General features: G+C 73.5%; 21 protein-coding genes. 15 read left to right on the forward strand and 6 right to left on the reverse strand.

The features are described 5' to 3' along the window. Positions 1 to 66 precede the first annotated feature (66 nt). From ASF50_RS05650 to secA, 10 genes are all read left to right on the forward strand, one after another. Positions 67 to 1017, forward strand: coding sequence for a DUF808 domain-containing protein (locus ASF50_RS05650; RefSeq protein WP_056863961.1), 951 nt, complete (start codon positions 67 to 69; stop codon positions 1015 to 1017). Between the two features lie 105 nt (positions 1018 to 1122). Continuing rightward, positions 1123 to 2583, forward strand: a complete 1461-nt coding sequence (ahcY, locus tag ASF50_RS05655) for an adenosylhomocysteinase (protein WP_056863962.1) — start codon at positions 1123 to 1125, stop codon at positions 2581 to 2583. A gap of 64 nt (positions 2584 to 2647) precedes the next feature. Then, positions 2648 to 3361, forward strand: a complete 714-nt coding sequence (mtrA, locus tag ASF50_RS05660; RefSeq protein WP_056863963.1) for an MtrAB system response regulator MtrA — start codon at positions 2648 to 2650, stop codon at positions 3359 to 3361. A 7-nt stretch (positions 3362 to 3368) separates the two neighbouring features. Continuing rightward, a complete protein-coding gene (gene mtrB / locus ASF50_RS05665) occupies positions 3369 to 5006 on the forward strand; it encodes an MtrAB system histidine kinase MtrB (protein WP_056903732.1) in 1638 nt (545 codons plus the stop codon). Further along, positions 5003 to 6871: an LpqB family beta-propeller domain-containing protein gene (locus ASF50_RS05670; RefSeq protein WP_056903733.1), complete on the forward strand. Its 1869-nt coding sequence runs from the start codon at positions 5003 to 5005 to the stop codon at positions 6869 to 6871. Before mtrB ends, ASF50_RS05670 begins: the two co-directional genes overlap by 4 nt. Positions 6872 to 6950: 79 nt before the next feature. Further along, the gene (locus tag ASF50_RS05675; protein WP_056863966.1) at positions 6951 to 7742 is read left to right on the forward strand and encodes a ComF family protein; all 792 of its coding nucleotides are present in this window, start codon (positions 6951 to 6953) and stop codon (positions 7740 to 7742) included. 428 nt (positions 7743 to 8170) lie between these two features. Further along, positions 8171 to 8803 carry a ribosome hibernation-promoting factor, HPF/YfiA family gene (hpf, locus tag ASF50_RS05680; RefSeq protein WP_056903734.1) on the forward strand — a complete coding sequence of 211 codons (633 nt, stop codon included), beginning with the start codon at positions 8171 to 8173 and terminating at the stop codon, positions 8801 to 8803. A gap of 77 nt (positions 8804 to 8880) precedes the next feature. Continuing rightward, positions 8881 to 9561: a response regulator gene (locus ASF50_RS05685; protein ID WP_056863968.1), complete on the forward strand. Its 681-nt coding sequence runs from the start codon at positions 8881 to 8883 to the stop codon at positions 9559 to 9561. A 5-nt stretch (positions 9562 to 9566) separates the two neighbouring features. Next, the gene (locus ASF50_RS05690; RefSeq protein WP_235557563.1) at positions 9567 to 10787 is read left to right on the forward strand and encodes a winged helix-turn-helix domain-containing protein; all 1221 of its coding nucleotides are present in this window, start codon (positions 9567 to 9569) and stop codon (positions 10785 to 10787) included. Positions 10788 to 10860: 73 nt separating this feature from the next. Continuing rightward, entirely contained in the window at positions 10861 to 13689 is a 2829-nt protein-coding gene (secA, locus tag ASF50_RS05695; protein ID WP_056863970.1) for a preprotein translocase subunit SecA, read from the forward strand. Between the two features lie 26 nt (positions 13690 to 13715). Here the strand turns inward: secA and ASF50_RS05700 are convergent, their stop codons facing one another. Then, positions 13716 to 14294 carry an Rv3235 family protein gene (locus tag ASF50_RS05700; RefSeq protein WP_156718115.1) on the reverse strand — a complete coding sequence of 193 codons (579 nt, stop codon included), beginning with the start codon at positions 14292 to 14294 and terminating at the stop codon, positions 13716 to 13718. A gap of 11 nt (positions 14295 to 14305) precedes the next feature. Continuing rightward, the gene (locus ASF50_RS18365; protein WP_082502785.1) at positions 14306 to 15079 is read right to left on the reverse strand and encodes a LysM peptidoglycan-binding domain-containing protein; all 774 of its coding nucleotides are present in this window, start codon (positions 15077 to 15079) and stop codon (positions 14306 to 14308) included. 101 nt (positions 15080 to 15180) lie between these two features. Here ASF50_RS18365 and ASF50_RS05710 point away from each other — a divergent pair, with 101 nt between their 5' ends. Then, positions 15181 to 15714 (forward strand): hypothetical protein, encoded by a 534-nt coding sequence (locus ASF50_RS05710; RefSeq protein WP_056903737.1) that lies wholly within the window; start codon positions 15181 to 15183, stop codon positions 15712 to 15714. A 15-nt stretch (positions 15715 to 15729) separates the two neighbouring features. Here ASF50_RS05710 and ASF50_RS05715 read toward each other — a convergent pair whose 3' ends face one another. Genes ASF50_RS05715 through ASF50_RS05730 form a run of 4 tightly spaced genes read right to left on the reverse strand, consistent with a single transcriptional unit; the run spans position 15730 to position 19077 of the window. Further along, positions 15730 to 16059, reverse strand: a complete 330-nt coding sequence (locus ASF50_RS05715; RefSeq protein ID WP_056863973.1) for a sec-independent translocase — start codon at positions 16057 to 16059, stop codon at positions 15730 to 15732. 3 nt (positions 16060 to 16062) lie between these two features. After that, positions 16063 to 17226, reverse strand: coding sequence for an Mrp/NBP35 family ATP-binding protein (locus tag ASF50_RS05720; protein ID WP_056863974.1), 1164 nt, complete (start codon positions 17224 to 17226; stop codon positions 16063 to 16065). A gap of 11 nt (positions 17227 to 17237) precedes the next feature. Then, positions 17238 to 17813 carry a DUF1003 domain-containing protein gene (locus tag ASF50_RS05725; RefSeq protein ID WP_082502787.1) on the reverse strand — a complete coding sequence of 192 codons (576 nt, stop codon included), beginning with the start codon at positions 17811 to 17813 and terminating at the stop codon, positions 17238 to 17240. Next, positions 17806 to 19077, reverse strand: coding sequence for a magnesium transporter MgtE N-terminal domain-containing protein (locus tag ASF50_RS05730; protein WP_056863976.1), 1272 nt, complete (start codon positions 19075 to 19077; stop codon positions 17806 to 17808). The genes ASF50_RS05725 and ASF50_RS05730 overlap by 8 nt, the downstream gene beginning before the upstream one ends. 51 nt (positions 19078 to 19128) lie before the next feature. On the opposite strand from ASF50_RS05730, the gene ASF50_RS05735 reads away from it, so the two are divergent. From ASF50_RS05735 to ASF50_RS05750, 4 genes are all read left to right on the forward strand, one after another. Then, entirely contained in the window at positions 19129 to 20268 is a 1140-nt protein-coding gene (locus ASF50_RS05735; protein ID WP_156718116.1) for a hypothetical protein, read from the forward strand. A gap of 100 nt (positions 20269 to 20368) precedes the next feature. Then, complete coding sequence (locus ASF50_RS05740; RefSeq protein WP_156718117.1) at positions 20369 to 21484, forward strand: hypothetical protein; 1116 nt, start codon at positions 20369 to 20371, stop codon at positions 21482 to 21484. Positions 21485 to 21509: 25 nt separating this feature from the next. Next, positions 21510 to 21905: a hypothetical protein gene (locus ASF50_RS05745; RefSeq protein ID WP_156718118.1), complete on the forward strand. Its 396-nt coding sequence runs from the start codon at positions 21510 to 21512 to the stop codon at positions 21903 to 21905. 69 nt (positions 21906 to 21974) lie between these two features. Beyond that, positions 21975 to 23300, forward strand: coding sequence for a phospholipase D-like domain-containing protein (locus tag ASF50_RS05750; protein ID WP_082502789.1), 1326 nt, complete (start codon positions 21975 to 21977; stop codon positions 23298 to 23300). Positions 23301 to 23428: the final 128 nt, after the last annotated feature.

Here is a 23428-nt window from a genome sequence, read left to right on the forward strand (position 1 = left end):
GAGCCATCGACCCGCCCCCGCCGCCGCCGCGCCCCGTGCGGCCCGTCAGACCGACGAGCCGCGCCGATGAGCGGCGGGCTGTTCGCGCTGCTCGACGACGTCGCCGCGCTGGCCAAGCTGGCCGCCGCCTCGGTCGACGACGTCGGCGCCGCCGCGGGGCGTGCGAGCGTGAAGGCCGCCGGCGTGGTGGTCGACGACACGGCGGTGACCCCGCAGTACGTGCAGGGCGTCGCGGCGCAGCGCGAGCTGCCGATCATCCGCAAGATCGCGATCGGCTCGCTGCGCAACAAGCTGCTCATCATCCTGCCGGCGGCGCTGCTGCTCTCGCAGTTCCTGCCCTGGGTGCTCACGCCCGTCCTCATGCTGGGCGGTGCGTTCCTCTGCTACGAGGGCGCGGAGAAGGTCTGGGAGAAGCTGAGCGGTCACGGCGGCGCCCACGGGGCCGACCCGGCCGCCTCGGGCTCGCCGGAGGAGCTGGAGCGGACGATGGTCGCCGGGGCCATCCGCACCGACCTGATCCTCTCGGCCGAGATCATGGTCATCTCGCTCAACGAGGTCGCCGAGGAGGCCTTCGTCTCCCGCGCGCTCATCCTCGTGGTGGTGGCCATCGGGATCACGGTGCTGGTCTACGGCGTGGTCGCGCTGATCGTGAAGACCGACGACGTCGGGCTGAGCCTCACCCAGCGCTCCTCGGCCCTCGCGCAGAAGGTCGGCCGCGCCCTGGTGGCCGGCATGCCCAAGCTGCTCACCGTGATCTCGGTCGTCGGCACCGCGGCGATGCTGTGGGTCGGCGGCCACATCCTGCTCGTCGGTGTCGACGAGCTCGGCTGGCACGCGCCCTACGACCTGGTGCACCACCTGGAGGAGGGCGCCCACGACGCGCTGGCCGCCGTCGGCGCCGTCGCGGGCTGGCTGGTCAACACCCTGGCCTCGGCCCTGGTGGGGCTGCTGGTGGGCGCCGTGGTCGTGGCGGTGCTCCACGTGGTGCCGGTCAAGCGGCTGCTCGGGAATTCCTGAAACTTCTCGGCCCCGCCTACCCTGGCAGGGTCCGCGTGGGAGATCCCGACGATGCGCAGATGCGCGACGCAGACCTGGCTCCACCCCTCCTGAGGAGACACACCGATGGACTTCAAGGTCGCCGACCTTTCCCTGGCCGACTACGGCCGCACCGAGATCCAGCTGGCCGAGCACGAGATGCCCGGCCTCATGGCGATGCGCGAGCGCTACGGCGACGCCAAGCCGCTGGCGGGTGCCCGCATCACCGGCTCGCTGCACATGACCATCCAGACCGCGGTGCTCATCGAGACCCTCACCGCGCTCGGTGCCGAGGTCCGCTGGGCCTCCTGCAACATCTTCTCCACCCAGGACCACGCCGCGGCCGCCGTCGCGGTGGGCCCGCACGGCACGCCGGAGGACCCCCAGGGCGTCCCGGTCTACGCGTGGAAGGGCGAGACGCTCGAGGAGTACTGGTGGTGCACGCAGCAGGTGCTGCAGTGGCCCGCCGGTGCCGACGGCCAGCCCCGCTTCGCCAACATGATCCTCGACGACGGCGGCGACGCCACCCTGCTGGTGCACCTCGGGGTCGACGCCGAGAAGAGGGGCGAGGCGCCCGACCCGGCCTCGGCCACCAGCCACGAGCAGCGGATCATCTTCGAGGCGCTCAACGCCAGCCTCGCCGAGAGCACCGACCGCTGGACCCAGATCGCCGGCGAGATCAAGGGCGTCACCGAGGAGACCACCACCGGTGTGCTGCGCCTCTACGACATGATGCGCGAGGGCTCGCTGCTCTTCCCGGCCATCAACGTCAACGACTCGGTGACCAAGTCGAAGTTCGACAACAAGTACGGCTGCCGCCACAGCCTCGTCGACGGCATCAACCGCGCCACCGACGTCCTCATCGGCGGCAAGGTCGCGGTCGTGTGCGGCTACGGCGACGTCGGCAAGGGCTCCGCGGAGTCGCTGCGCGGCCAGGGCGCCCGCGTCATCGTGACCGAGATCGACCCGATCTGCGCCCTACAGGCCGCCATGGACGGCTACCAGGTCGCGACCCTCGACGACGTGGTCGACACCGCCGACATCATCATCACCGCGACCGGCAACAAGGACGTCGTGACGGTCGAGCAGATGCAGCGGATGAAGCACAACGCGATCCTCGGCAACATCGGCCACTTCGACAACGAGATCGACATGGCCGGCCTGGAGTCCTTCGAGGGCATCGTGCGCAAGAACGTCAAGCCGCAGGTCGACGTGTGGACCTTCCCGGCCGCGGGCGAGCGCGACGAGCACGCCATCATCGTGCTCTCCGAGGGGCGCCTGATGAACCTCGGCAACGCCACCGGCCACCCGAGCTTCGTCATGTCGAACTCCTTCACCAACCAGGTGCTGGCCCAGATCGAGCTCTACACCAAGCCCGTGGAGTACCCCACCGGGGTCTACGTGCTGCCCAAGCACCTCGACGAGGAGGTGGCCCGCCTGCACCTCGACGCCCTCGGCGTGCGGCTGACCACCCTCAGCGACAAGCAGGCGGCCTACCTCGGCGTCGACGTCGCCGGTCCCTACAAGTCGGAGCAGTACCGCTACTGAGCAGGAGCGGGCGGGCCGGCACCACGCCGGCCCGCCCGCGCCCGTCAGGGTGCAGGATGGAGCCATGAGCCAGGCAGCGAGCCCGAGCGACTACACCACCAAGGGGCGGGTCCTCGTCGTCGACGACGACGCGTCGCTGGCGGAGATGCTCACCATCGTGCTGCGCCAGGAGGGCTTCGACAGCCGCATGTGCACCCGCGGCGACCTGGCCGTGGAGCAGTTCCGCGACTACCGCCCCGACCTCGTGCTGCTCGACCTGATGCTGCCCGGCAAGGACGGCATCGACGTGTGCAAGGAGATCCGCGCCGAGTCCGGCGTGCCGATCGTCATGCTCACCGCCAAGGGCGACACCGTCGACGTCGTCGTCGGGCTCGAGTCGGGCGCCGACGACTACGTCGTCAAGCCCTTCAAGCCCAAGGAGCTCATCGCCCGGATCCGGGCGCGGGTGCGTCGCTTCGACGCCACCTCCCAGGCCGAGACCCTCGACATCGGCGACCTGTCCATCGACGTCGCCGGCCACGCCGTCACCCGCGGCGGTGCGCCCATCAGCCTCACGCCGCTCGAGTTCGACCTGCTGGTCTGCCTGGCCCGCAAGCCCTGGCAGGTCTTCACCCGCGAGGTGCTGCTCGAGCAGGTCTGGGGCTACCGCCACGCCGCGGACACCCGGCTGGTCAACGTGCACGTGCAGCGGCTGCGCTCCAAGGTCGAGCACGACCCGGAGAACCCCGAGATCGTCGTGACCGTGCGGGGTGTCGGCTACAAGGCCGGCACGGCCTAGGGCCGACGTGGCGTCCTCCTGGCCCCGCCTGCCGGCGGCCTCCCGCCTGCCGGTCGGGCTGCGCCACGCGCTCACCTTCTGGCGCCGCTCGATCCAGGCCCGCGTGGTGGTCAGCACGGTCCTGCTCTCGGCCGCCGTGGTCGGCGTGGTCGGGTGGTTCCTGCTCCAGCAGACCCGCGACGGGCTCCTGGAGAACCGTGTCGACGCCGTGCTCGCCGAGGTCGGCAGCGAGACCGGCGAGGCCGACGAGCGGCTACAGGCCGCCATCAACCTCAACCTCGACGCCGTCGGCCAGCAGCGCGACCTGGTGCAGCCGATCATCTCGCGCGGCGAGACCCGCGGCTTCGCGGTGGTGCTGGCGGGTCCGGTCGGCGCCGACCCGACGGGAGCGGGCGCGACGTACACCCCCTGGCTCGACCGCGACAGCGTGCCCGACTCGCTGGTGCGGCACTTCGCGACCTCCTCCAGCATCGCCTGGACCTACACCGAGCTGACCCGCCTCGACGAGCGTGGGGAGCCGGTGTCGAGCGAGCCGGGGGTCGTGGTGGGCTCGCAGGTGCGGCTGCCGGCCGACGGTGAGACCTACACCCTCTACTTCCTCTTCCCGCTCAGCGAGGAGGAGGACACCCTGGCGCTGGTCACCCGCGCCCTGCTCACCGCGGGCGCGCTGCTGCTGGTGCTGGTCGCCGGCGTCACCTGGCTGGTGACCCGGCAGGTCGTCACCCCGATCCGGCTCGCACGGCGCGTGGCCGAGCGGCTCGCCGCGGGTCGCCTCCAGGAGCGCCTGCGCGTCACCGGGGAGGACGACCTGGCGCGGCTGGCCACGTCGTTCAACCAGATGGCCTCCAACCTGCAGCGCCAGATCCGCCAGCTCGAGGAGCTCAGCCGCGTGCAGCGACGCTTCGTCTCCGACGTCTCCCACGAGCTGCGCACGCCGCTCACCACGGTGCGCATGGCCGGCGACGTGCTCCACGACGCCCGCGCGGACTTCGACCCCGTCACCGGTCGCGCCGCCGAGCTGCTCCAGACCGAGCTCGACCGCTTCGAGACCCTCCTGGTCGACCTGCTCGAGATCAGCCGCTTCGACGCCGGCGCGGCGGTGCTCGACCTCGACGACGTCAACCTCGTCGACGTCGCCCACCGCGTGGTGGAGGCCACCCGCCCCCTCGCCGCCCAGCGCGACGTCGTGCTGCTCGTCGAGGCCCCCGACCACCCCTGCCTCGCCGAGGCCGACGTACGCCGGGTCGAGCGCATCGTCCGCAACCTGGTCACCAACGCCATCGACCACGCCGGCGCGCGCCACGCGGGCGGGCCGGTCGAGGTCGTCGTGCGCGTCGCCGCCGACGACCACGCCGCCGCCGTCGCGGTGCGCGACCACGGCGTGGGCCTGGCGCCGGGGGAGTCGGCCATGGTCTTCAACCGCTTCTGGCGCGCCGACCCCGCCCGCGCGCGCACCAGCGGCGGCACCGGCCTGGGGCTGTCGATCTCGCTGGAGGACACCCACCTGCACGGCGGCTGGCTCCAGGCCTGGGGCCGCCCGGGGGAGGGGGCGCACTTCCGCCTCACCCTGCCCCGTCACGCCGGCGCGTCCCTGCGCCGCAGCCCCATCGTGCTCATCCCCGACGACGCCGTGGAGACGGTGTGACCCGCCCCGTGAACCGCCCCGTGACCCGCCCGGTGACCCGCCCGGTGACCCGCCCGGTGACCCGCCCGGTGACCCGCCCGGTGACCCGCCCGGTGACCCGCCCGGTGAACCGCCCGGTGACCAGCCGGGCGCGCGCGCTCCTCGCCGTGCTCGCGCTGCTGCTCGTCGGCCCGCTGGCCACCGCCTGCGTCGGGCTGCCCGACGAGGGCCCGGTCGTCGAGGCCGGCACGGGGTCGAGCACCTCCGACGAGGGCGCCGCCCCGGCGATCGACCCGCCCGCCCCGCAGCCGGGCATGTCGGCGGCCGAGGTGGTGGAGGGCTTCCTCGCGGCCATGCAGGCCAGCCCCATCGACACCGCCACGGCCTCGGAGTACCTCACCCGCGAGGCCGCCGCGGCCTGGAACCCCCAGCAGGCGACCATCACCTACGACGACCGCCAGCTGCCCCAGGGCAGCACCCGCGTCGTCGTCGCGCTCACCGGCGCCGCCGAGCTCGACGCCCGCGGCGCCTGGCAGGGCCGGCTCTCGGCCGCGCGCTCCCAGCTGGCCTTCACCGTGCGCGTCGAGGACGGCGACCTGCGCATCAGCGACCCGCCCGACGCGCTCGTGGTGCCCGACAGCTGGTTCGACCAGCGCTTCCGCCAGGTCTCGCTCTACTTCGTCGACCCGCTGGCGGAGATCCTGGTGCCCGAGCCCGTCTACGCCCCCGTCGACGACACCTTCGCCAGCTCCCTGGTCGAGGGCCTGGTCGAGGGCCCCGGCCGCGGCGCGTCGGGGGTGAGCAGCACCTTCCTGCCCCCGGGCCTGGAGGTCGACCTGTCGGTGCCGGTCTCCGAGGACGGGGTGGCGCAGGTGTCGCTCACCGGTCCCGCGACCCCGCCGACCTCCGAGCGCGAGACCGAGCTGCTGCTGGCCCAGCTGGCCTGGACCCTGCGCCAGGACCCCCGCATCGAGGCCGTGCAGCTCAGCGTCAACGGCCAGCCCGTGCGGCTGCCCGGCGGCGACGGCCGCTTCAGCGTCACCGAGGGGGCGCTCTACTCCCCGGTCGGCTTCCAGTCCAGCTCGCTGCTCTACGGCCTGCGCGACGGCCTGCTCGTCTCCGGCGGCCCCGACACGCTCGCGCCGGTCGACGGCCCGCTGGGCTCGCGGGCCGTGGGCGTCTCGAGCGTGGCGGTCAACCTCACCGCCACCACCGTGGCCGGCGTCGTCGACGGCGGCACCTCGCTGGTCACCGCGCCGGTGCGCGGCTCGGGCAAGGTGGTGCGCGTCGTCCCGGGCGCCACCGACCTGCTCGCCCCCGCCTGGGACCACAGCGACCGGCTCTGGCTGGTCGACCGTGGCGCCGACGGCGCCGAGGTCTCCGTGCTCGTGGGCGAGCGCCGCCGCAGCGTCACCGTGCCGGGCGTGAGCGGCTCCGACGTACGCCGCTTCCTCGTCTCGCGCGACGCCAGCCGCGTCGTGGCGGTCGTGCGCGGCCCGCAGCGCGACCGGCTGCTGGTCTCGCGGGTGCGCTACGACGACCGCGGCCAGGTGCTGCGGGTGACCCGACCGGTCCAGCTGCGTCCCGACGAGGGCAGCCGGGGCCGCATCGTCGACGTCGCCTGGCGCAGCCCGACCAGCGTGGCGGTGATGCAGCGGCTGGGCCCGGAGACCACCCGCGTCGGGGCCGTCGGCGTCGACGGGTCGCCCCCGGGACCCGAGGGGCTGTCGGTGACCCTCGGACGCGCGTCGGGGCTGGCCGGGTCGCCGGTGACCGGGGAGGTCCTCTACGCCCTCACCCCCGACGGGCTGGTCGACCTGACCGGCCTGCCGACCGCGGCCCGCCCGCTGGCCGACGGGGTCGGCTCGCTGGCCTACGTCGGCTAGCGCGGCGCGACCCGCGGGTCCTCCACAGGCCGGCCCGGTCGCGCTTGCCCGCCGCCCTCGCGGATGGTGCGATCGTGGGGTGCTGCTGCGCGACGCCGTCACCGACCTGCTGCTGGGCAGCAGCTGCGTGGGCTGCGCGCGCCCGGGACGGCTGCTGTGCGCGCCCTGCGGCGCGACCCTGCCCACCGCGGCCGCGGTGACCTGGCCCGACCCTGTGCCGCCCGGGCTGGTGACCCCCTGGGCGTGCGGCGCCTACGCCGACCTGCTGCGCGAGCTGGTGCTCGGGCACAAGGAGCGCGGGCTGCTCTCGCTGCGCGCCCCGCTGGGGCGGCTGCTCGCGCGGTCCGCGGCCGCCGCCCTGGGGTCCGGCCCCGGTGCGTCCGACGCTGCGGACGCGGTGGTCGTGCTCGTGCCGGTGCCCTCGCGCCCCGCCAGCGTGCGGGCCCGCGGGCACGACCCCACGCTGGCCATGGTGCGCGTGGCCGCGGCCGCCCTGCGCGGCGGGGGAGCGCGGGTCGAGGTGGCGCCCCTGCTGCGCACGCGCCCCGGCCTGGTCGACCAGGCCGGTCTCGGGGCCGCCGAGCGGGCGGCCAACCTCGCCGGGTCGCTGACCTGCCCCACGCCGGGGCTGCGCCGCCTCGGCGTCCGCGTGGGGGCGCGCCGGGTGCGCGTCGTGCTGTGCGACGACGTGCTCACCACGGGCGTCACCGCGCGGGAGGCGCAGCGGGCGCTGGAGGCCGTCGGCGTCGGCGTGGCCGCGGTGGCGACCGTCGCCGCGACCCGCCGCCGGGCTCCGGCTCGTCGGGGCCGATCCGAAGAGTTTGCTGAACTCGACCGATCGTCCCTTTCGTCGGGTCCCGGCCTCCCCTAGTGTCTCGTCATGGAGTCCGCCCGGGTCCGTGGTTGCGTCGCAAGGACGCTCCGGTCAGCCCGGACGCGTCAGCGGCAAGCCGATGCCAGTCGCAGGCGAAACGGTCCACGTAAGTCGTCGTCCGGGGGTCCGCCCCCGGCGCGGCGACGAGCACGGTGCGGCTTAGTCGTAAGTCCTGCCTCGTCCCGGCCGTCAGATGCGGCCGTCGGCGGGAGAAGGCCGGTAGTGGCAGAGAAGCTGCGGGAGCCTCAGCAGGCGAGTGTGGGGTCGAAGACCAGGTCGGCCGGGCGGACTCCATCCCTGGGGCGAGAGCCCGTCTCGCGCACCGGGGCCCGCGGGCCCCGGGCGTCCGCCTGCCCCCAGGAGGGCGTACCCAGGAGCTGAGCAACACCAACGGCGCGCCCCCGGGCGCGCACAAGGAGGTTCACATGGAAGTTGTGGTCACCGGACGTCACTGCGAGATCAAGGAGGGTTTCCGGAGTCACGTCTCCGAGAAGCTCGCCCGGCTCGAGAAGCACGACCACCGGATCATGCGGGTCCACGTGGAGGTGGACTGCGAGCCCAACCCCCGGCAGCACGACCGGGCCGTCCACGTCGAGCTCACCGCCTTCTCCAAGGGCCCCGTCATCCGCGCCGAGGCCGCGGCCGACGACAAGATGGGTGCCCTCGACCTCGCCCTCGACAAGATGGCCGCCCAGATGCGCCGCGCCGCCGACCGGCGCCGGGTGCACCGCGGCCGCCGCACCCCGGTCTCGGTGGGCCAGGCCCTCGCCGACGTCACCGAGCCCGAGACCCTCGCCCCCGACGACGAGGCCGTGCAGGAGCGGCAGGTCGGCCCGATCACCGTCACCGGCGACGGACCGCTCGTCGTGCGCGAGAAGACCCACCCGGCCAGCCCGATGACCCTCGACCAGGCGCTCTACGAGATGGAGCTCGTGGGGCACGACTTCTACCTCTACGTCGACAAGGACAGCGAGCGGCCCGCGGTCGTCTACCGCCGTCGCGGCTACGACTACGGCGTCATCTCCCTCGATCTCGGGAAGGACCTCGGCGAGGACTGAGCCCCGCCCGCCCCGAGCACCCGCCCACCTGGTCCGTCCGGGCCCCGCGAGGGGCCCGGACGTGCCATGATGCGCTCGTGCCAGACCCCACCCCAGCCCCCCGTGAGGACGTCCGGGTCATCGTCGTCGACGACCAGGAGCTCTTCCGCCGGGGCCTGACCATGCTCCTCGCGATCGAGGACGGCATCGAGGTGGTCGGCGAGGCCGGCGACGGCGTCGAGGGCACCACGGTCGCCTCGACCGTCGCGCCCGACGTCGTGCTGCTCGACGTGAGGATGCCCAAGCGCTCGGGCATCGAGGCCTGCCTGGCCATCAAGGAGGCCGTGCCGTCGGCCAAGATCATCATGCTCACGGTCTCCGACGAGGAGGCCGACCTCTACGAGGCGGTCAAGAGCGGCGCCTCGGGCTACCTGCTCAAGGACTCCTCCATCGAGGAGGTCGCCCAGGCCGTCCGGGTCGTGGCCGACGGTCAGTCCCTCATCTCCCCGTCGATGGCGGTCAAGCTGATCGACGAGTTCAAGCAGATGTCGCGCCCCGAGCGCGAGCACGTGCCGGGCCTGCGCCTGACCGAGCGCGAGCTCGAGGTGCTCCGGCTCGTGGCCAAGGGCATGAACAACCGCGAGATCGCCCGCAACCTGTTCATCTCCGAGAACACGGTGAAGAACCACGTGCGCAACATCTTGGAGAAGCTCCAGCTGCACTCGCGCATGGAGGCGGTCATGTACGCCGTGCGCGAGAAGCTCCTCGACCTGCCCTGAGGCCGGTGACCGACTCGCTGTCGCGGGCCCAGGCCCGCCGGATCGCGCTGGCCGCGCAGGGCTTCCTCGACCCGCGGCCCGCCGTGCCGACCATGCGCACCTTCCAGCGCACCCTGCAGCGCACCGGCGTGCTTCAGGTCGACTCGGTCAACGTGCTCCAGCGCGCCCACTACATGCCGCTGTGGTCACGCATGGGCGCCTACGACACCGACCTGCTGCGCCGTGCCTCCGAGCAGCGCCCGCGCCGGGTCGTGGAGTACTGGGCCCACGTGCAGGCCCTCATGCCGGTCGAGCTGTGGCCGCACATGGCCCACCGTCGTGCGCACTACCGCGCCCGGCGCGGCAAGTGGAGCGTGCTGGAGGAGAACCCCGGCCTCGAGGCCGACGTGCTGGCGCGGCTGGCCGCCCACGGCGCCGCCACCGCCCGTCAGGTGGCCGGCTGGCGCGGCGACGCCGGCCCGGAGAGCCGCGACCACTGGGGGTGGAACTGGTCCTCGACCCGGAGGGTCCTGGACTACCTGTTCACCACCGGTGAGGTCGCCATCGCCGGGCGCACCCGGCAGTTCGAGGTGCTCTACGACCTGCCGGAGCGGGTGCTGCCGCCGGAGGTCCTCGCGCTGCCGACGCCGCCCGTGGCCGAGCAGCACCTCGAGCTGGTGCGCCGCGCCGCGCGCTCCCACGGCGTGGCGACCCAGCGCTGCCTGATCGACTACTACCGGATGCACGTCGACCAGGTGCGCCCCGCGGTCGAGACGCTCGTCGAGAGCGGCGAGCTGCTCCCCGTCGCCGTCGAGGGCTGGGCGCGCCCGGCGTACCTGCACGTCGGCGCGCGGCGGCCCCGTGCGGTGCGGGCCCGAGCGCTGCTGAGCCCCTTCGACCCGCTGGTGTGGGAGCGCGAGCGCACCGAGCGGCTCTTCGACTTCCACTACCGCATCGAGATCTACGTGCCCGCGCACCTGCGGCGCCACGGCTACTACGTGCTCCCCTTCCTGCTCGGCGACGAGATCGTCGCGCGGGTCGACCTCAAGGCCGACCGCCGCGCAGCCGGGGGAGCGGGGCTGCTCCGGGTGCCCGCGGCGTGGGCCGAGCCCGGCGCCCCGGAGGAGACCGCCGCCGAGCTCGCGGCCGAGCTGCGCGCGCTGGCCGGCTGGCTCGGCCTGGCCGACGTCGTCGTGGGCGAGCTCGGGGACCTCGCGGGTGAGCTGCGCTCGGCCCTGGCCGGTTAGGGCCGAGCCACCCCCCTGGGTAAGGTGGATCCGCCTGTGACTACCGCTAGGCCCCAGCTAGGAGTGAACCCCGGTGCCCGTGATCCTCGACAAGCTCCTTCGCATCGGCGAGGGCAAGATCCTCCGACAGCTCGAGGCGGTCGCGAAGGCGGTCAACGCCATCGAGGAGGACTTCGAGGCGATGAGCGACGCCGAGCTCCAGCACATGACCGTGGAGCTCAAGGAGCGACTCGCCGCGGGGGAGACGCTCGACGACATCATGCCCGAGGCCTTCGCCACGGTCCGCGAGGCCTCGCGCCGCGTCACCGGCATGCGCCCCTTCGACGTGCAGGTCATGGGCGCCGCGGCGCTGCACCTGGGCAACATCGCCGAGATGAAGACCGGCGAGGGCAAGACGCTGGTGGCGGTGCTCCCGTCGTACCTCAACGCGCTGGCCGGCAAGGGCGTGCACGTGGTCACGGTCAACGACTACCTGGCCAAGTACCAGTCCGACCAGATGGGCCGCATCCACCACTTCCTGGGCCTGACCACCGGCGTGATCCTCCCCGACATGCGCCCCGCACAGCGGCGCGAGGCCTACGCCTGCGACATCACCTACGGCACCAACAACGAGCTCGGCTTCGACTACCTGCGCGACAACATGGCCTCCTCCATCGAGGACTGCGTGCAGCGCGGCCACTTCTTCGCCGTGGTCGACGAGGTCGACTCGATCCTCATCGACGAGGCCCGCACCCCGCTCATCATCAGCGGCCCCACCCAGGACGAGGTGAAGTGGTACGGCGAGTTCGCCAAGATCACCCGCCGCCTCGAGCGCGACGTCGACTACGAGGTCGACGAGAAGAAGCGCACCATCTCGGTCCTGGAGCCGGGCATCACCAAGGTCGAGGACCACCTCGGCATCGAGAACCTCTACGAGTCGGCCAACACCCCGCTGATCTCGTTCCTCAACAACTCCATCAAGGCCAAGGAGCTGTTCCACAACGACAAGGAGTACGTCGTCATGAACGGCGAGGTGCTCATCGTCGACGAGCACACCGGCCGCATGCTCGCGGGGCGCCGCTACAACGACGGTCTGCACCAGGCGATCGAGGCCAAGGAGGGCGTCCAGGTCCGCGAGGAGTACCAGACGCTGGCCACCGTCACCCTGCAGAACTACTTCCGCCTCTACGAGAAGCTCTCCGGCATGACCGGCACGGCCATGACCGAGGCCTCGGAGTTCGACAAGATCTACAAGCTCGGCGTGGTCCCGATCCCGACCAACCGCCCCATGGCGCGCATCGACCAGGGCGACCTGGTCTACCGCACCGAGGAGGCCAAGTACGACGCCGTCGCCGACGACATCCGCGAGCGGCACGAGAAGGGCCAGCCGGTCCTGATCGGCACGGTGTCGGTCGAGAAGTCCGAGCACCTGTCCAAGAAGCTGACCAAGCTGGGCATCGCGCATTCGGTGCTCAACGCGAAGGTCCACGCCGACGAGGCCAAGATCGTCGCGCTGGCCGGTCACAAGGGCGCCGTCACGGTCGCCACCAACATGGCCGGGCGAGGCACCGACATCATGCTCGGCGGCTCGGTGGAGTTCCTCGCCGACGAGGCGCTGCGCAAGCAGGGCCTCGAGCCCACCGGCGAGACCGCGCAGGAGTACGACGCCGCCTGGCCCGGCACCGTGGAGCGCATCCGCGAGCAGGTCAAGGCCGAGCACGACGAGGTCAAGGAGCTCGGCGGCCTCTACGTCGTCGGCACCGAGCGCCACGAGTCGCGCCGCATCGACAACCAGCTGCGCGGTCGCTCCGGTCGCCAGGGCGACCCGGGGGAGTCGCGGTTCTACCTCTCCCTCGAGGACGAGCTGATGCGGCTGTTCAAGTCCGAGTGGGTCGACCGGGTGCTGCAGGTGCTGCGGATCCCCGACGACGTGCCGATCGAGAACAAGCGCGTCACCGGCGCCATCGCCAACGCCCAGGGCCAGGTGGAGTCGCAGAACTTCGAGTCCCGCAAGAACGTCCTGAAGTACGACGACGTCATGGACCGCCAGCGCCAGGTCATCTACGGCGAGCGTCGCGAGGTCCTCGAGGGGGCCGACCTCGCCGAGCAGGTGCGCACCTTCCTCGACGACGTGGTCACCGGCTACGTCACCGGCGCCACGCAGGACTTCTCCGAGCAGTGGGACCTCGAGCAGCTGTGGACCGACCTCGGCCAGATCTGGCCGGTGGGCGTCACCATCGCCGACCTCGAGCAGCAGGCCGGCAGCCGCGAGGACATCGACCGCGACGACCTCGTCACGGCGCTCAAGGCCGACGCGCACGCCGCCTACGACGAGCGCGAGGCCCAGGTCGGCAGCGAGGTCATGCGCGAGCTCGAGCGGCGGGTGCTGCTCTCGGTGCTCGACCGCAAGTGGCGCGAGCACCTCTACGAGATGGACTACCTGCGCGAGGGCATCTACCTGCGCGCCTACTCCCAGCGCGACCCGCTCGTGGAGTACCAGCGCGAGGGCTTCGACATGTTCGCCGCGATGATGGACGGCATCAAGGAGGAGGCCGTCGGCTTCCTGTTCAACCTCGAGGTCACCGTCGAGGAGGAGCCGGCGGCCCCCGTGCTCGGCGTGGCCGAGGGCCTGCGCTCGCCCGTGACCGCCGGCGCCCCGGCGCAGGAGGAGTCCGAGGCCGAGGCCGCCGCGCGGCCGCACATCCGGGCCAAGGGCCTGGAGCCCACGACGCCGCAGCGACTGGCGTACTCCGCGCCGGCCGAGGACGGCGAGGCCGAGGTCGTCAGCGGGCCCGCGGGCGACGACGAGTTCGCCGGCACCGGGCGCAACGCCAAGTGCCCCTGCGGCTCGGGCAAGAAGTTCAAGCAGTGCCACGGCGCGGAGGGTGGGCCCACGGGCCTGACCACCCGGGTCAACGGCTGAGCCGGCCTGGCCCGTGCGGGCCGGGCTCAGGCGAACTCCAGGGCCGTGCAGGTCCAGCGGCCGCGGCGCTCCTCGAAGCGCGCCGCGACCGCGCGGGAGCGCGCGCCGTACCGCACGTGGGCGCTGACCTCCATCACCCCGGGCCGCACGTCGCTGGCGTGCACGCTGCGCACCTGGGGACGCACGGGCTGGACCCGTGCCACCCCGGGCTGGTGGTCCCCGGCGCGCGCCACGAGCAGCGCGCGGCGCGCGAGGTCGAGGTAGACCTGACGGTCGGTCCAGCACAGCAGCTGGGAGACCGGTCGGTCGCCGCCCACGATCTCCACCACCGCCTGGACGTAGCGCCACGCCCAGCGCTCGGCCTCCCGGCGGGCGCGCTGGTCGATGCGGTGGACCGACGCGGGCGAGGCGGTGGCGGGTCGGGTGCTCCGCGGCGCGGTGGGCGGCAGGTCGTCGGGGGCCAGGTCGAGGGCGAGGGTGCCCTGCACGGCCTCCACCGGCACGGGGGCGCGTAGCGGCACGACAGTGCTGTGACGGGTGCTGGGCCGGCTGCTGGGCCGGCTGCTGGGCCGGCTGCTGGTGCTGCGGGCGACGGATCCGGTCATGGCGGTGCTCCTCACTGACCCGGCGTCGGGCCGGGGCTCGTCGGGGGTGCGGGCAGCACGAGGCGCTGGCCCGGGTGGATGAGGTCGGGGTCGGGCCCGACCACACTGCGGTTGGCCTCGTGGACCCGGGGCCAGGCGGCGGCGACGGCGGCGGGCGTGGCCGGTCGGCCCGCCCGCTCCAGCGCCGAGGCGGTGAGGGTCCAGAGGCTGTCACCGGGGGAGACGGTCGTGGACGCCGGCGCGGTGCCGCCGAGGCGGGCCGCGAGCGTGCCGACCGCCCGCTCGGGCAGGGGCAGCCCGGTGAGCAGACGCTCGTCGGCGGGGCCGCGGCCCGGTGCGGTCGGTGCGGTCTGGGCGGTCTGGGCGGTCTGGGCGGACTGGGCCTGGCCCTGGCGCCCGGGCACGTCGGCGCCCGGTGCGGCCGTGGCGGGCACGAGCGTGCCGGCGGCGGTCGTGCCCGCCAGGGCGAGCCCGCACGCCGCGAGCACCCAGCGGCGGGCCACGTCGGGCACGCCGCGGGTGCGGTGCCCGGCCCGCCCGCGCAGCACGTCGGTGACCACGGCCGTGGTCGCGAGGAGCGCCCACCAGCCGCATCCCAGCAGCGCCAGGCTGCAGCCGGCCACGAGCAGGTCCTCGAAGCCCCGGTCGGCCCAGACGGCGGGCCGGGCCACGCCGGACAGCAGCCCGGGCAGCAGACCGGGCAGCAGGGCTGCGGTGAGCGCCACGGTGGTGGCGGCCACCAGGGCCCACACCACGGTGCAGCGGACGATCGACGACGAGGACATCCCGAGAGACCTTTGCGTTTGCGTCTGTTTGCATCATTTGACGTCGATTGCGTGGTCTAGTCAACCGTCGCTCCACAGACGGGTGGGGCAGGATCTGCCTCGTGTCCTGGGAGGAGCAGCTCTTCACGGTGCTCGACGACCTCGAGCAGCAGGCGGAGGCGGCCTACGACGCCGAGCGGGTCGTGGAGCTGGCCGACCGTGCCCGGGCGGAGTACCAGCAGGTGACGCTGGCCAGCCGGCTCATGGCGTCGGTGGGACTGCCGGTGGCGCTGGAGGTGCGCGGGGTCGGAGCGGTCACCGGGGTGCTCGAGCGGGTGGCGGCGGACTGGGTGGTGGTCGGCGGCGCGGCCCAGGACTGGGTGGTGCGCACCCGGGCCGTCGACGTCGTGCGCGGTGCCTCGGCGCGCTCGGTGCCCGAGGTGGCCTGGTCGCCCGTCTCACGGCTCGGCCTCGGCTCGCCGCTGCGCCGACTCGCCGACGCGCGCGAGCGCTGCCTGTTGCACCTCGTCGACGGAGCCCGGCACGAGGGCGTGCTCCAGCGGGTCGGGTCGGACTTCGCCGAGGTCCTCACCGGGGTCGACCGGACGGCGCTCGTGTCCTTCGCCGCGCTGGCGGCGGTCCAGAGCCGCGACTGACGCGGGCGGGCCCGCTCAGGTGGCGTCGACGTCGTACGGCGGGAGCTCGCCGTCGGCGAGGGGCCGGAGGCCGGGCCGCTTGGGCCGCTTCTCCTCCTGCTCGGCCTCCTCCATGGCCTCCATGATGTGCTTGCGCACGATCGCGCGCGGGTCGAGGTCGCGCAGCTCGAGGTCGGAGAACTCGGGGCCGAGCTCGTCGCGGAGCTCGTCGCGCGCGGAGTTGGCGAACTCCTTGGCCTTGCGCACCATCTGCCCGGCCTGCTTGGCCAGGTCGGGGAGACGGTCGGGGCCGAAGACGAGGATCGCGACCAGCGCGATGACGGCCAGCTCGGCGAATCCAGGCACGGACTAGAACTTAGCGGTCGGGGTCAGGCCGAGCTGCATGCCGGCCAGTCCGCGACCGCGACCGGCCAGGCGGGTCGCCACCGCGGTGAGGACCTCCGCGGCCGGGGCGGTCGGGTCGGCGTCGACGATCGGCTTGCCGACGTCGCCGCCCTCGCGCAGCGAGACGTCGAGGGGGATCCGGCCCAGGACGGGCACGTCGTAGCCGAACCGCGACGACAGGGTCTCGGCGACCCGGGCGCCCCCGCCGGAGCCGAAGATCTCCAGCCGGTGCTCGGTGCCCTCCGCGGCGCAGTGCGGGCAGGGCAGGAAGCTCATGTTCTCGACCACGCCGACGACGCGCTGGTGCATCATCGAGGCCATGGTGCCCGCGCGCTCGGCGACCTCGGCCGCGGCCTCCTGCGGGGTCGTCACGACGACCACCTCGGCCCCGGGCAGGTGCTGGCCCAGCGAGATGGCCACGTCGCCGGTGCCGGGCGGCAGGTCGAGCAGGAGCACGTCGAGGTCGCCCCAGTAGACGTCGGCGAGCATCTGCACCAGGGCCCGGTCGAGCATGGGTCCGCGCCAGGCCACGACCTGGTCGCGGCGCGGCTTGAGCATGCCGATGGAGATCACCGACACCCCCGACGAGGTCGGCACCGGCATGATCAGGTCGTCGACCTGGGTGGGGCGGGAGTCGGCGACGCCGAGCATCGCCGGCACGGAGTGGCCGTAGATGTCGGCGTCGACCACGCCGACCTTGAGGCCCTGCTTGGCCATGGCGAGCGCGAGGTTGACGGTGACCGACGACTTGCCGACCCCGCCCTTGCCCGAGGCGATCGCGAAGACCTTGGTGAGCGAGCCGGGCTGGGCGAAGGGGATCTCGCGCTGGGCCTTGCCGTCGCTGAGGATCTCCTTCAGGCCGGCGCGCTGCTCCGCGGTCATCACCCCGAGGGTCAGGTCGACGCCCGAGATGCCGGGCACCTTCGTGACCGCGGCCGTCACGTCGCGGTTGATGGTGTCCTTGAGCGGGCAGCCGGCGACGGTGAGCAGCACCGTGATGCTGGCCAGACCCGTGTCGTCGACCGCCACCGAGTCGACCATGCCGAGGTCGGTGATCGGGCGCTTGATCTCGGGGTCGTTGACCGTGGCGAGCGCGGCGTTGACCTGGTCGACGAGGGAGGTGCTCATGATCCCCGATCCTAGGCGAGGGGTGGTGCGGGACGGTCGTCGCCCGCCACCCGGTCGCCGGGCCGCTCGCCGGGCCGCTCACCGGGCCGCTCCCCGGCCCGGTCGCCGGCCCGGTCCTCGAGCTCGTGCAGCAGCGAGCGCAGCTCCGAGCGCAGGAAGTCGCGGGTGGCGACCTCTCCCACCGACATCCGCAGCGAGGCGACCTCGCGGGCGAGGAACTCCATGTCGGCGTGGGCGCGCGCGTTGGCCTGCCGGTCCTGCTCGGCGACGACCTTGTCGCGCGTCTCCTGGCGGTTCTGCGCCAGCAGGATCAGCGGTGCGGCGTAGGAGGCCTGGAGGCTGAGCATCAGGGTGAGGAAGATGAAGGGGTAGTCGTCCCAGCGCAGCTCGGCGGGCGCCAGCAGGTTCCACACCACCCACACCACGACGAAGAGCGTCATGTAGATGAGGAACTTCGCGGTGCCCATGAAGCGGGCGAACTGCTCGGCGAAGACCCCGAAGGTGTCGGAGTCGTAGGACGGGCGCCGCACCAGCTGGCGCCGGGTCTCGGTGGGGGTGTCGAGACGCGCGCGACGGCTCTCAGCCACGAGCGGCCCCCCGGCGACGTCGCGGCCGCAGACCCTGGTCGCGCCAGTTCTCCGGCAGCATGTGGTCGAGCAGGTCGTCGACCGTCACCGCGCCGAGCAGGTGACCGTTCTCGTCGACGACGGGCGCGGCCACCAGGTTGTAGGTCGCCAGGTGGGCCGCCACCTGGTCGATGGTGGCCTCCGGTGGCAGCGTCTCCATCGAGTCGTCGAGGGCCCCCGCGACCAGGGTCGAGGGGGGCTCACGCAGCAGCCGCTGGATGTGGGCCACCCCCAGGAAGCGCCCGGTCGGGGTCTCGAGCGGCTGACGGCACACGTAGACGAGGGCGGCCAGCGACGGGGTGAGGTCGGGGTTGCGCACGTGGGCCAGCGCGTCGGCGATCGTCGCGTCGGGCCCGAGGATCACCGGCTCGGGCGTCATCATGGCCCCCGCGGTGTCCTCGACGTACGACATGAGGCGCCGCACGTCCTCGGCCTCGTCGGGCTCCATCAGCTCCAGCAGGGTGGCCGCGGTCTCCGGCGGCAGCTCGGCGATCAGGTCGGCGGCGTCGTCGGGCGACATCTCCTCGAGCACGTCGGCGGCGCGCTCGTCGCCGAGGTGGCTGAGGATCTCGACCTGGTCCTCCTCCGGGAGCTCCTCGAGCACGTCGGCGAGGCGCTCGTCGTCGAGGGCGGCGACCACCGCCGAGCGGCGCTCGACGGGCAGCTCGTGGATCATCGTGGCCGCGTCGGCGGGTCGCAGCTCGTTGAGCGCGGCGACGAGGTGCGTCGCGCCCTGGGCCTCCTCGCGCAGCGTGAGGCCCTCGACGTCGCGCCACTCCACGACGTGGGTCTGACCCTTGCGTCGTAGGGCCTTGGCCGGCTCCTGCACCGCCACCCGGCACAGCACCCAGTCGCGGTTGCGGGCCTGCTCCATGGCCACGTCGTAGACCGTGCCGGTGACCCCGGAGCCGGCGATGCGCACGGTCTTGTCGAGCATCTGGCCCATGACGAGGGTCTCGGTGGAGCGCTGCTCGAAGCGGCGCATGTTGAGCAGCCCGGTGGTGTAGACCTGGCCGCTGTCGATGTGGGTCACCCGGGTCATCGGCACGAAGATCCGGCGCCGGCCGAAGACCTCGACGACCAGGCCCAGCACGCGCGGCTGGCTGGTCTCCGAGCGCACCGACACCACGAGGTCGCGCACCTTGCCGACCTGGTCGCCCTGGGGGTCGAAGATCGGCAGCCCGACGAGGCGGGCGGCGTAGACGCGGGAGGGGGCGGAGCTCACAGGAGGAGGCTAGTGCCACGGTCGGGGTCGGGGCGGTGGCAGCATGGGCGGGTGCCTCCCGAGCAGCCCCGCGACACCCGGTCGGCCCGCCCGGGCGGTGGCAGGGTCGTCCTCCACGTGGGCCTGCCCAAGACCGGCACGACCTGGCTGCAGGCCCTGCTCGCCGCGCACCGCGACGAGCTGCGGGCCGGTGGCGTGGTCTACCCCTTCGTCCGGCCGGGGGCGATGTTCCACGGCGCCGTCGAGGTGAGGGGGAGCCGAGCCCGGTTCGGGCTCGCCGCCGAGCAGGTCGAGGGCGCGTGGGCCGCGGTCTGCGCCCGCGCGGGGGAGTTCCTCGACGCCGGTGGCCGCACCGCGGTGATCAGCCACGAGGTGCTGGGGGGAGCGGCGCCCGACCAGGTGGAGCGGGCGCTCGCACCGCTGGCCGGGCGGGAGGTGCACGTGGTCGTCACCGCCCGCGACCTCGGCCGTCAGGCCACGGCGCACTGGCAGGAGGAGGTCAAGCTCGGCGCCACCTGGTCCTTCGCCGACCTCGAGCGCGAGCAGCTGCGCGCCGACACCGGCCGCGAGCCCGCCGGCCCCGACGACGGCGGGTCGCGTCCCCACTTCTGGCACGCCCAGGACCTCGTCGGCGCGCTGCAGCGCTGGACCGCGCGGCTGGGGCCCGACCGCGGACACCTGGTCCTCTGCCCACCGCCGGGGGCGCCGGCCGCCGTGCTGTGGGAGCGCTTCGCCGAGGCGGCCGGGGTCGACCCCGCACTGGTCGACCCCGGGCTGTCGCTGCCGGGCAACGCCTCGCTGGGCGCGCCCGAGACCGCGCTCCTGCGGGCGGTCAACCGGGCCCTGGGCGACCGTCTCGATCCCCGCGTCCGCGCCCGCGTCGTGAAGCAGGGGTACGCCGAGGGCGAGCTGGCCGCCACCGGCTCGGCGCGGCCGCTGGCACCGGCCGGGCTGGCCGAGGTGCTCGTGCCCGCCACCCGGGCCTGGCTCGACGAGGTCGCGGCGGCGGGCTGGTCGGTGCACGGCGACCCGGCCGACCTCGACCCGGTGCTGGCCCGCCCCGGCGACCCGACGCCCGACGTGGAGGCCGTCCCCGGCGTCGACCCGGCCGCGGTGGCGCAGCGGCTCCTCGACGCCGCGGGCGCAGCCGGGGAGGTCGCCGTGCGCCCCCGGCGCCGGTGGTGGCGCTGACCCGCGCCGCGGGGCGGCGGCGCGGTCGGGCCGCGGTGCTACGGTGCTCCCGCGCCAGATCGGCTCCATCTCCCCGGGAGGCCCGTTGAGCAGTCGAGTCGTGCTCCACGTGGGGACGATGAAGTCCGGGACGAGCTACGTGCAGTCCATCCTCGGCGGCCACAAGCAGGAGCTGCTCGCCTCGGGTGCCGAGTTCGTCGGCGGCTTCGGCGTCCAGACCCGCGCGGTGCGCCGCATGCTGCGCCTTCCCGAGGCCCCGCGGCGCAACCGGGCCCGGTGGCTCGACCTCGCGGCCCGGGTCCACGCCTCGCCCGCGGAGGTGTCGGTGGTCTCGATGGAGTTCCTCGGCTTCGCCACCGCGGCCCAGGTCGAGGAGCTGGTGAGCCCCCTGCGCGGGCTCGAGGTGAGCGTCGTCGTGACCGTGCGCGACCAGCTGCGCGCCGTGGCCGCCCAGTGGCAGACCTTCACCCGCAACCAGGGCAAGGACGACTGGGCCAGCTACCTGCGACTCATCGAGGACCCCGAGGGCGGCTCGCGGGCCCACCGGGTCTTCCACCGGGCCCAGGACGTGCCGGTCGTGGTGGCGCGGTGGGGCGACCACCCGGCCGTGGCCGGCGTCGGGCTGGTGACCGTGCCGGGCCACGCGCCCGCCTCGGAGCTGTGGCGGCGCTTCGCCACCGCCGCGGGTCTCGACGCCTCGATCGCGGACCCGTCGGTGGCCCGGCGCAACGACTCGCTCGGCTACGCCTCCTGCGACGTGCTGCGCCGCGCCAACACCCTGCTCACAGGGCTGCCCGGGCCGGTCTACCGCGCGCTCGTGCGGGAGGCGGCGCTCGGCCCGCTCGGGGCGCTGCGCTCCCTGGAGGAGCGTCCGGTCCTCGACCGCACGGCCGCCGCGGCCGCCGCCCGGCGCAACGCCGACATCCGGGCGCTCGTCACCGGCGGGCGCGTCGCCCTGACGGGCGACCTCGAGGACCTCCCGGTCGACGCCGACCCGTCCGAGTACCCCGACGCCGTCAGCCCGCCCGACCCGGCCCACGTGCTGCGTGCCGCCCGGGCCCTGCACGAGCACGCGCGGTCCGCGCTGGTCGCCGCGACGGGGGCCGGGTCGGTCGACCCGTCCGACCCGCCCGACCCGCCCGGCCCGGGAGACGAGGTCGACCGGCTCGTGGCCGAGTCGGCGGCCCTGCTGCGCGCCGTGGCCGGGACCCGGTGACCCGGACATGCTTTACCCTGCTGGGGTGAGCGACCGCGGACGACGACGCCGGGCCCTCGTGCCGTCGGCAGGGGCCCTCCTCGTCGTGCTCCTCGCCGGCTGCGGGTCCGACGGCGGCTCGGCCGGCCCGGCCGAGCAGGCCACCGACCCGTCTCCCTCGTCCTCCACCTCGCCCTCCGGCTCGGGCCTCCCGGAGTGCGACGCGGTCTGGGTGGCGGGCCAGGACCTGCCACGCGGGTACGCCGGGTGCGTGCAGGACGGTCGGGTCGAGGAGCCGGAGCGCCGTCGCTGCGAGTTCGGCCAGACCATCGTGGAGCACGCGGGCCGGTTCTACGCCGTCCCCGGCAACGTCGTCAACGAGACCGAGAGCCTCGCGTCGAGCCCCGAGTACCGTCGGGCTCTGCGCAGCTGCCAAGGCTGATCAAGGGTGCGAACGCCTGCCGTCGGCAGGCGAACGACCCGCCACCGCGGGTCGGGAAATGGAGCAAGGATGTTTGTACGCCGGATGCTGGTGGGCGCCCTCGTGGGCCTGCCGCTGCTGCTGAGCGGTGCGGTCGCCGTGCCGAGCCAGGCCGCGCCCAGCGCCACCACCGCGTCGGTCGAGGTGTCGTCGGTCGACCGCTACGCGTCGGCCTCGGGCCCGTCGCGGCAGCGGGCGGGCGGCTACACCGTGCCCCAGGGACTGCTCTTCAACAACCCCCTCAACGACCGGTCGCACGTCATCAACAAGCACATCCGCGAGACCATCGCCCGCACGCCCGCGGGCGAGCGGATCCGGATGATCACGTGGAACTTCAAGAGCGAGCTCTTCGTGCGCTCGCTGCGCGCCGCGCACCAGCGCGGCGTCAGCGTCCGCGTCATCATGTCGGGCGGTCTGGCCGCCCAGCAGCAGCCCGACGGGTCCTACCGGACCCTCAAGCGGGCTCTCGCGGTCGGCAACAAGTCCCGCAAGGCGGGCATGCGCAGCTGGTTCCGGGTCTGCAACAACTCCTGCCGCGGCAAGGCCGGCACGGGCATCGTGCACTCGAAGTTCTTCCTCTTCAGCAAGGTGGGGAAGTCGCGACACGTCGTGATGCAGGGCTCCGGCAACCTCACCGAGTCGGCGGCCAACAACCAGTGGGACGACCTCATCACGCTCGCCGGGCGGGAGAAGACCTACCGGGGCTACGAGCGCATCTTCACGCAGGCCTCGCGCGACAAGCTGCACCGCCCGACGTTCGACACCTTCGCCGAGGGTGACTACCGCTCGTGGTTCTACCCGCGCCTGGGGCGCTCCGACCAGGTCGTGGACATGCTCGGCAAGACCCGGTGCAAGAACGTGCGGAAGGGCTTCGGCATCAACGGTCGGACCCAGATCCGGATCATGCAGTCGGTCTTCAACGGCCTGCGCGGCGAGGCGGTCGCCCGGGCGATCCGCCAGAAGTACAACGCCGGGTGCAACATCCGCATCAACTACTCGGTGATGACGCCGAACGTCCGCGACATCCTGGGCCCCGTGCCGCGGCGCCACATCGTGCAGGACCCCGACGGCGACGGCGTCTACGACCGCTACCTGCACATCAAGTCGATCGCCATCAGCGGCAACTACGGCGGCAGCCGTGGCGACCGGATCGTGCTCAACGGCTCGGCGAACTGGTCGGGCTCGAGCCTGAAGTCCGACGAGCAGGGCATGATCATCACGCGCGACGGCATCGTGCGCCAGTACATCTCCTGGGCCAACACGCTGTTCGCCAACCCGCCGGTCAGCCGGGTCGTGGCCGGTCGTGCGGCCACCGACGTCGATCCCTACGCCAAGGCGTGGCTGCTGACGCAGTGATGTCTGCGACGTCTGTGACGTGAGTGGCGGGCGGGGCGCGAGAGGCGCCTCGCCCGATCGCGGGACGTGGGGGACCGGGGGAGGTTAGCCTTCCCCGGTCCCCCCTCCTCTTCCCCGAGTCGGAGCAC

Origin of the sequence: Nocardioides sp. Leaf307 (assembly GCF_001423135.1) — a bacterium.
In the GTDB taxonomy this organism is placed as follows: domain Bacteria; phylum Actinomycetota; class Actinomycetes; order Propionibacteriales; family Nocardioidaceae; genus Nocardioides; species Nocardioides kribbensis.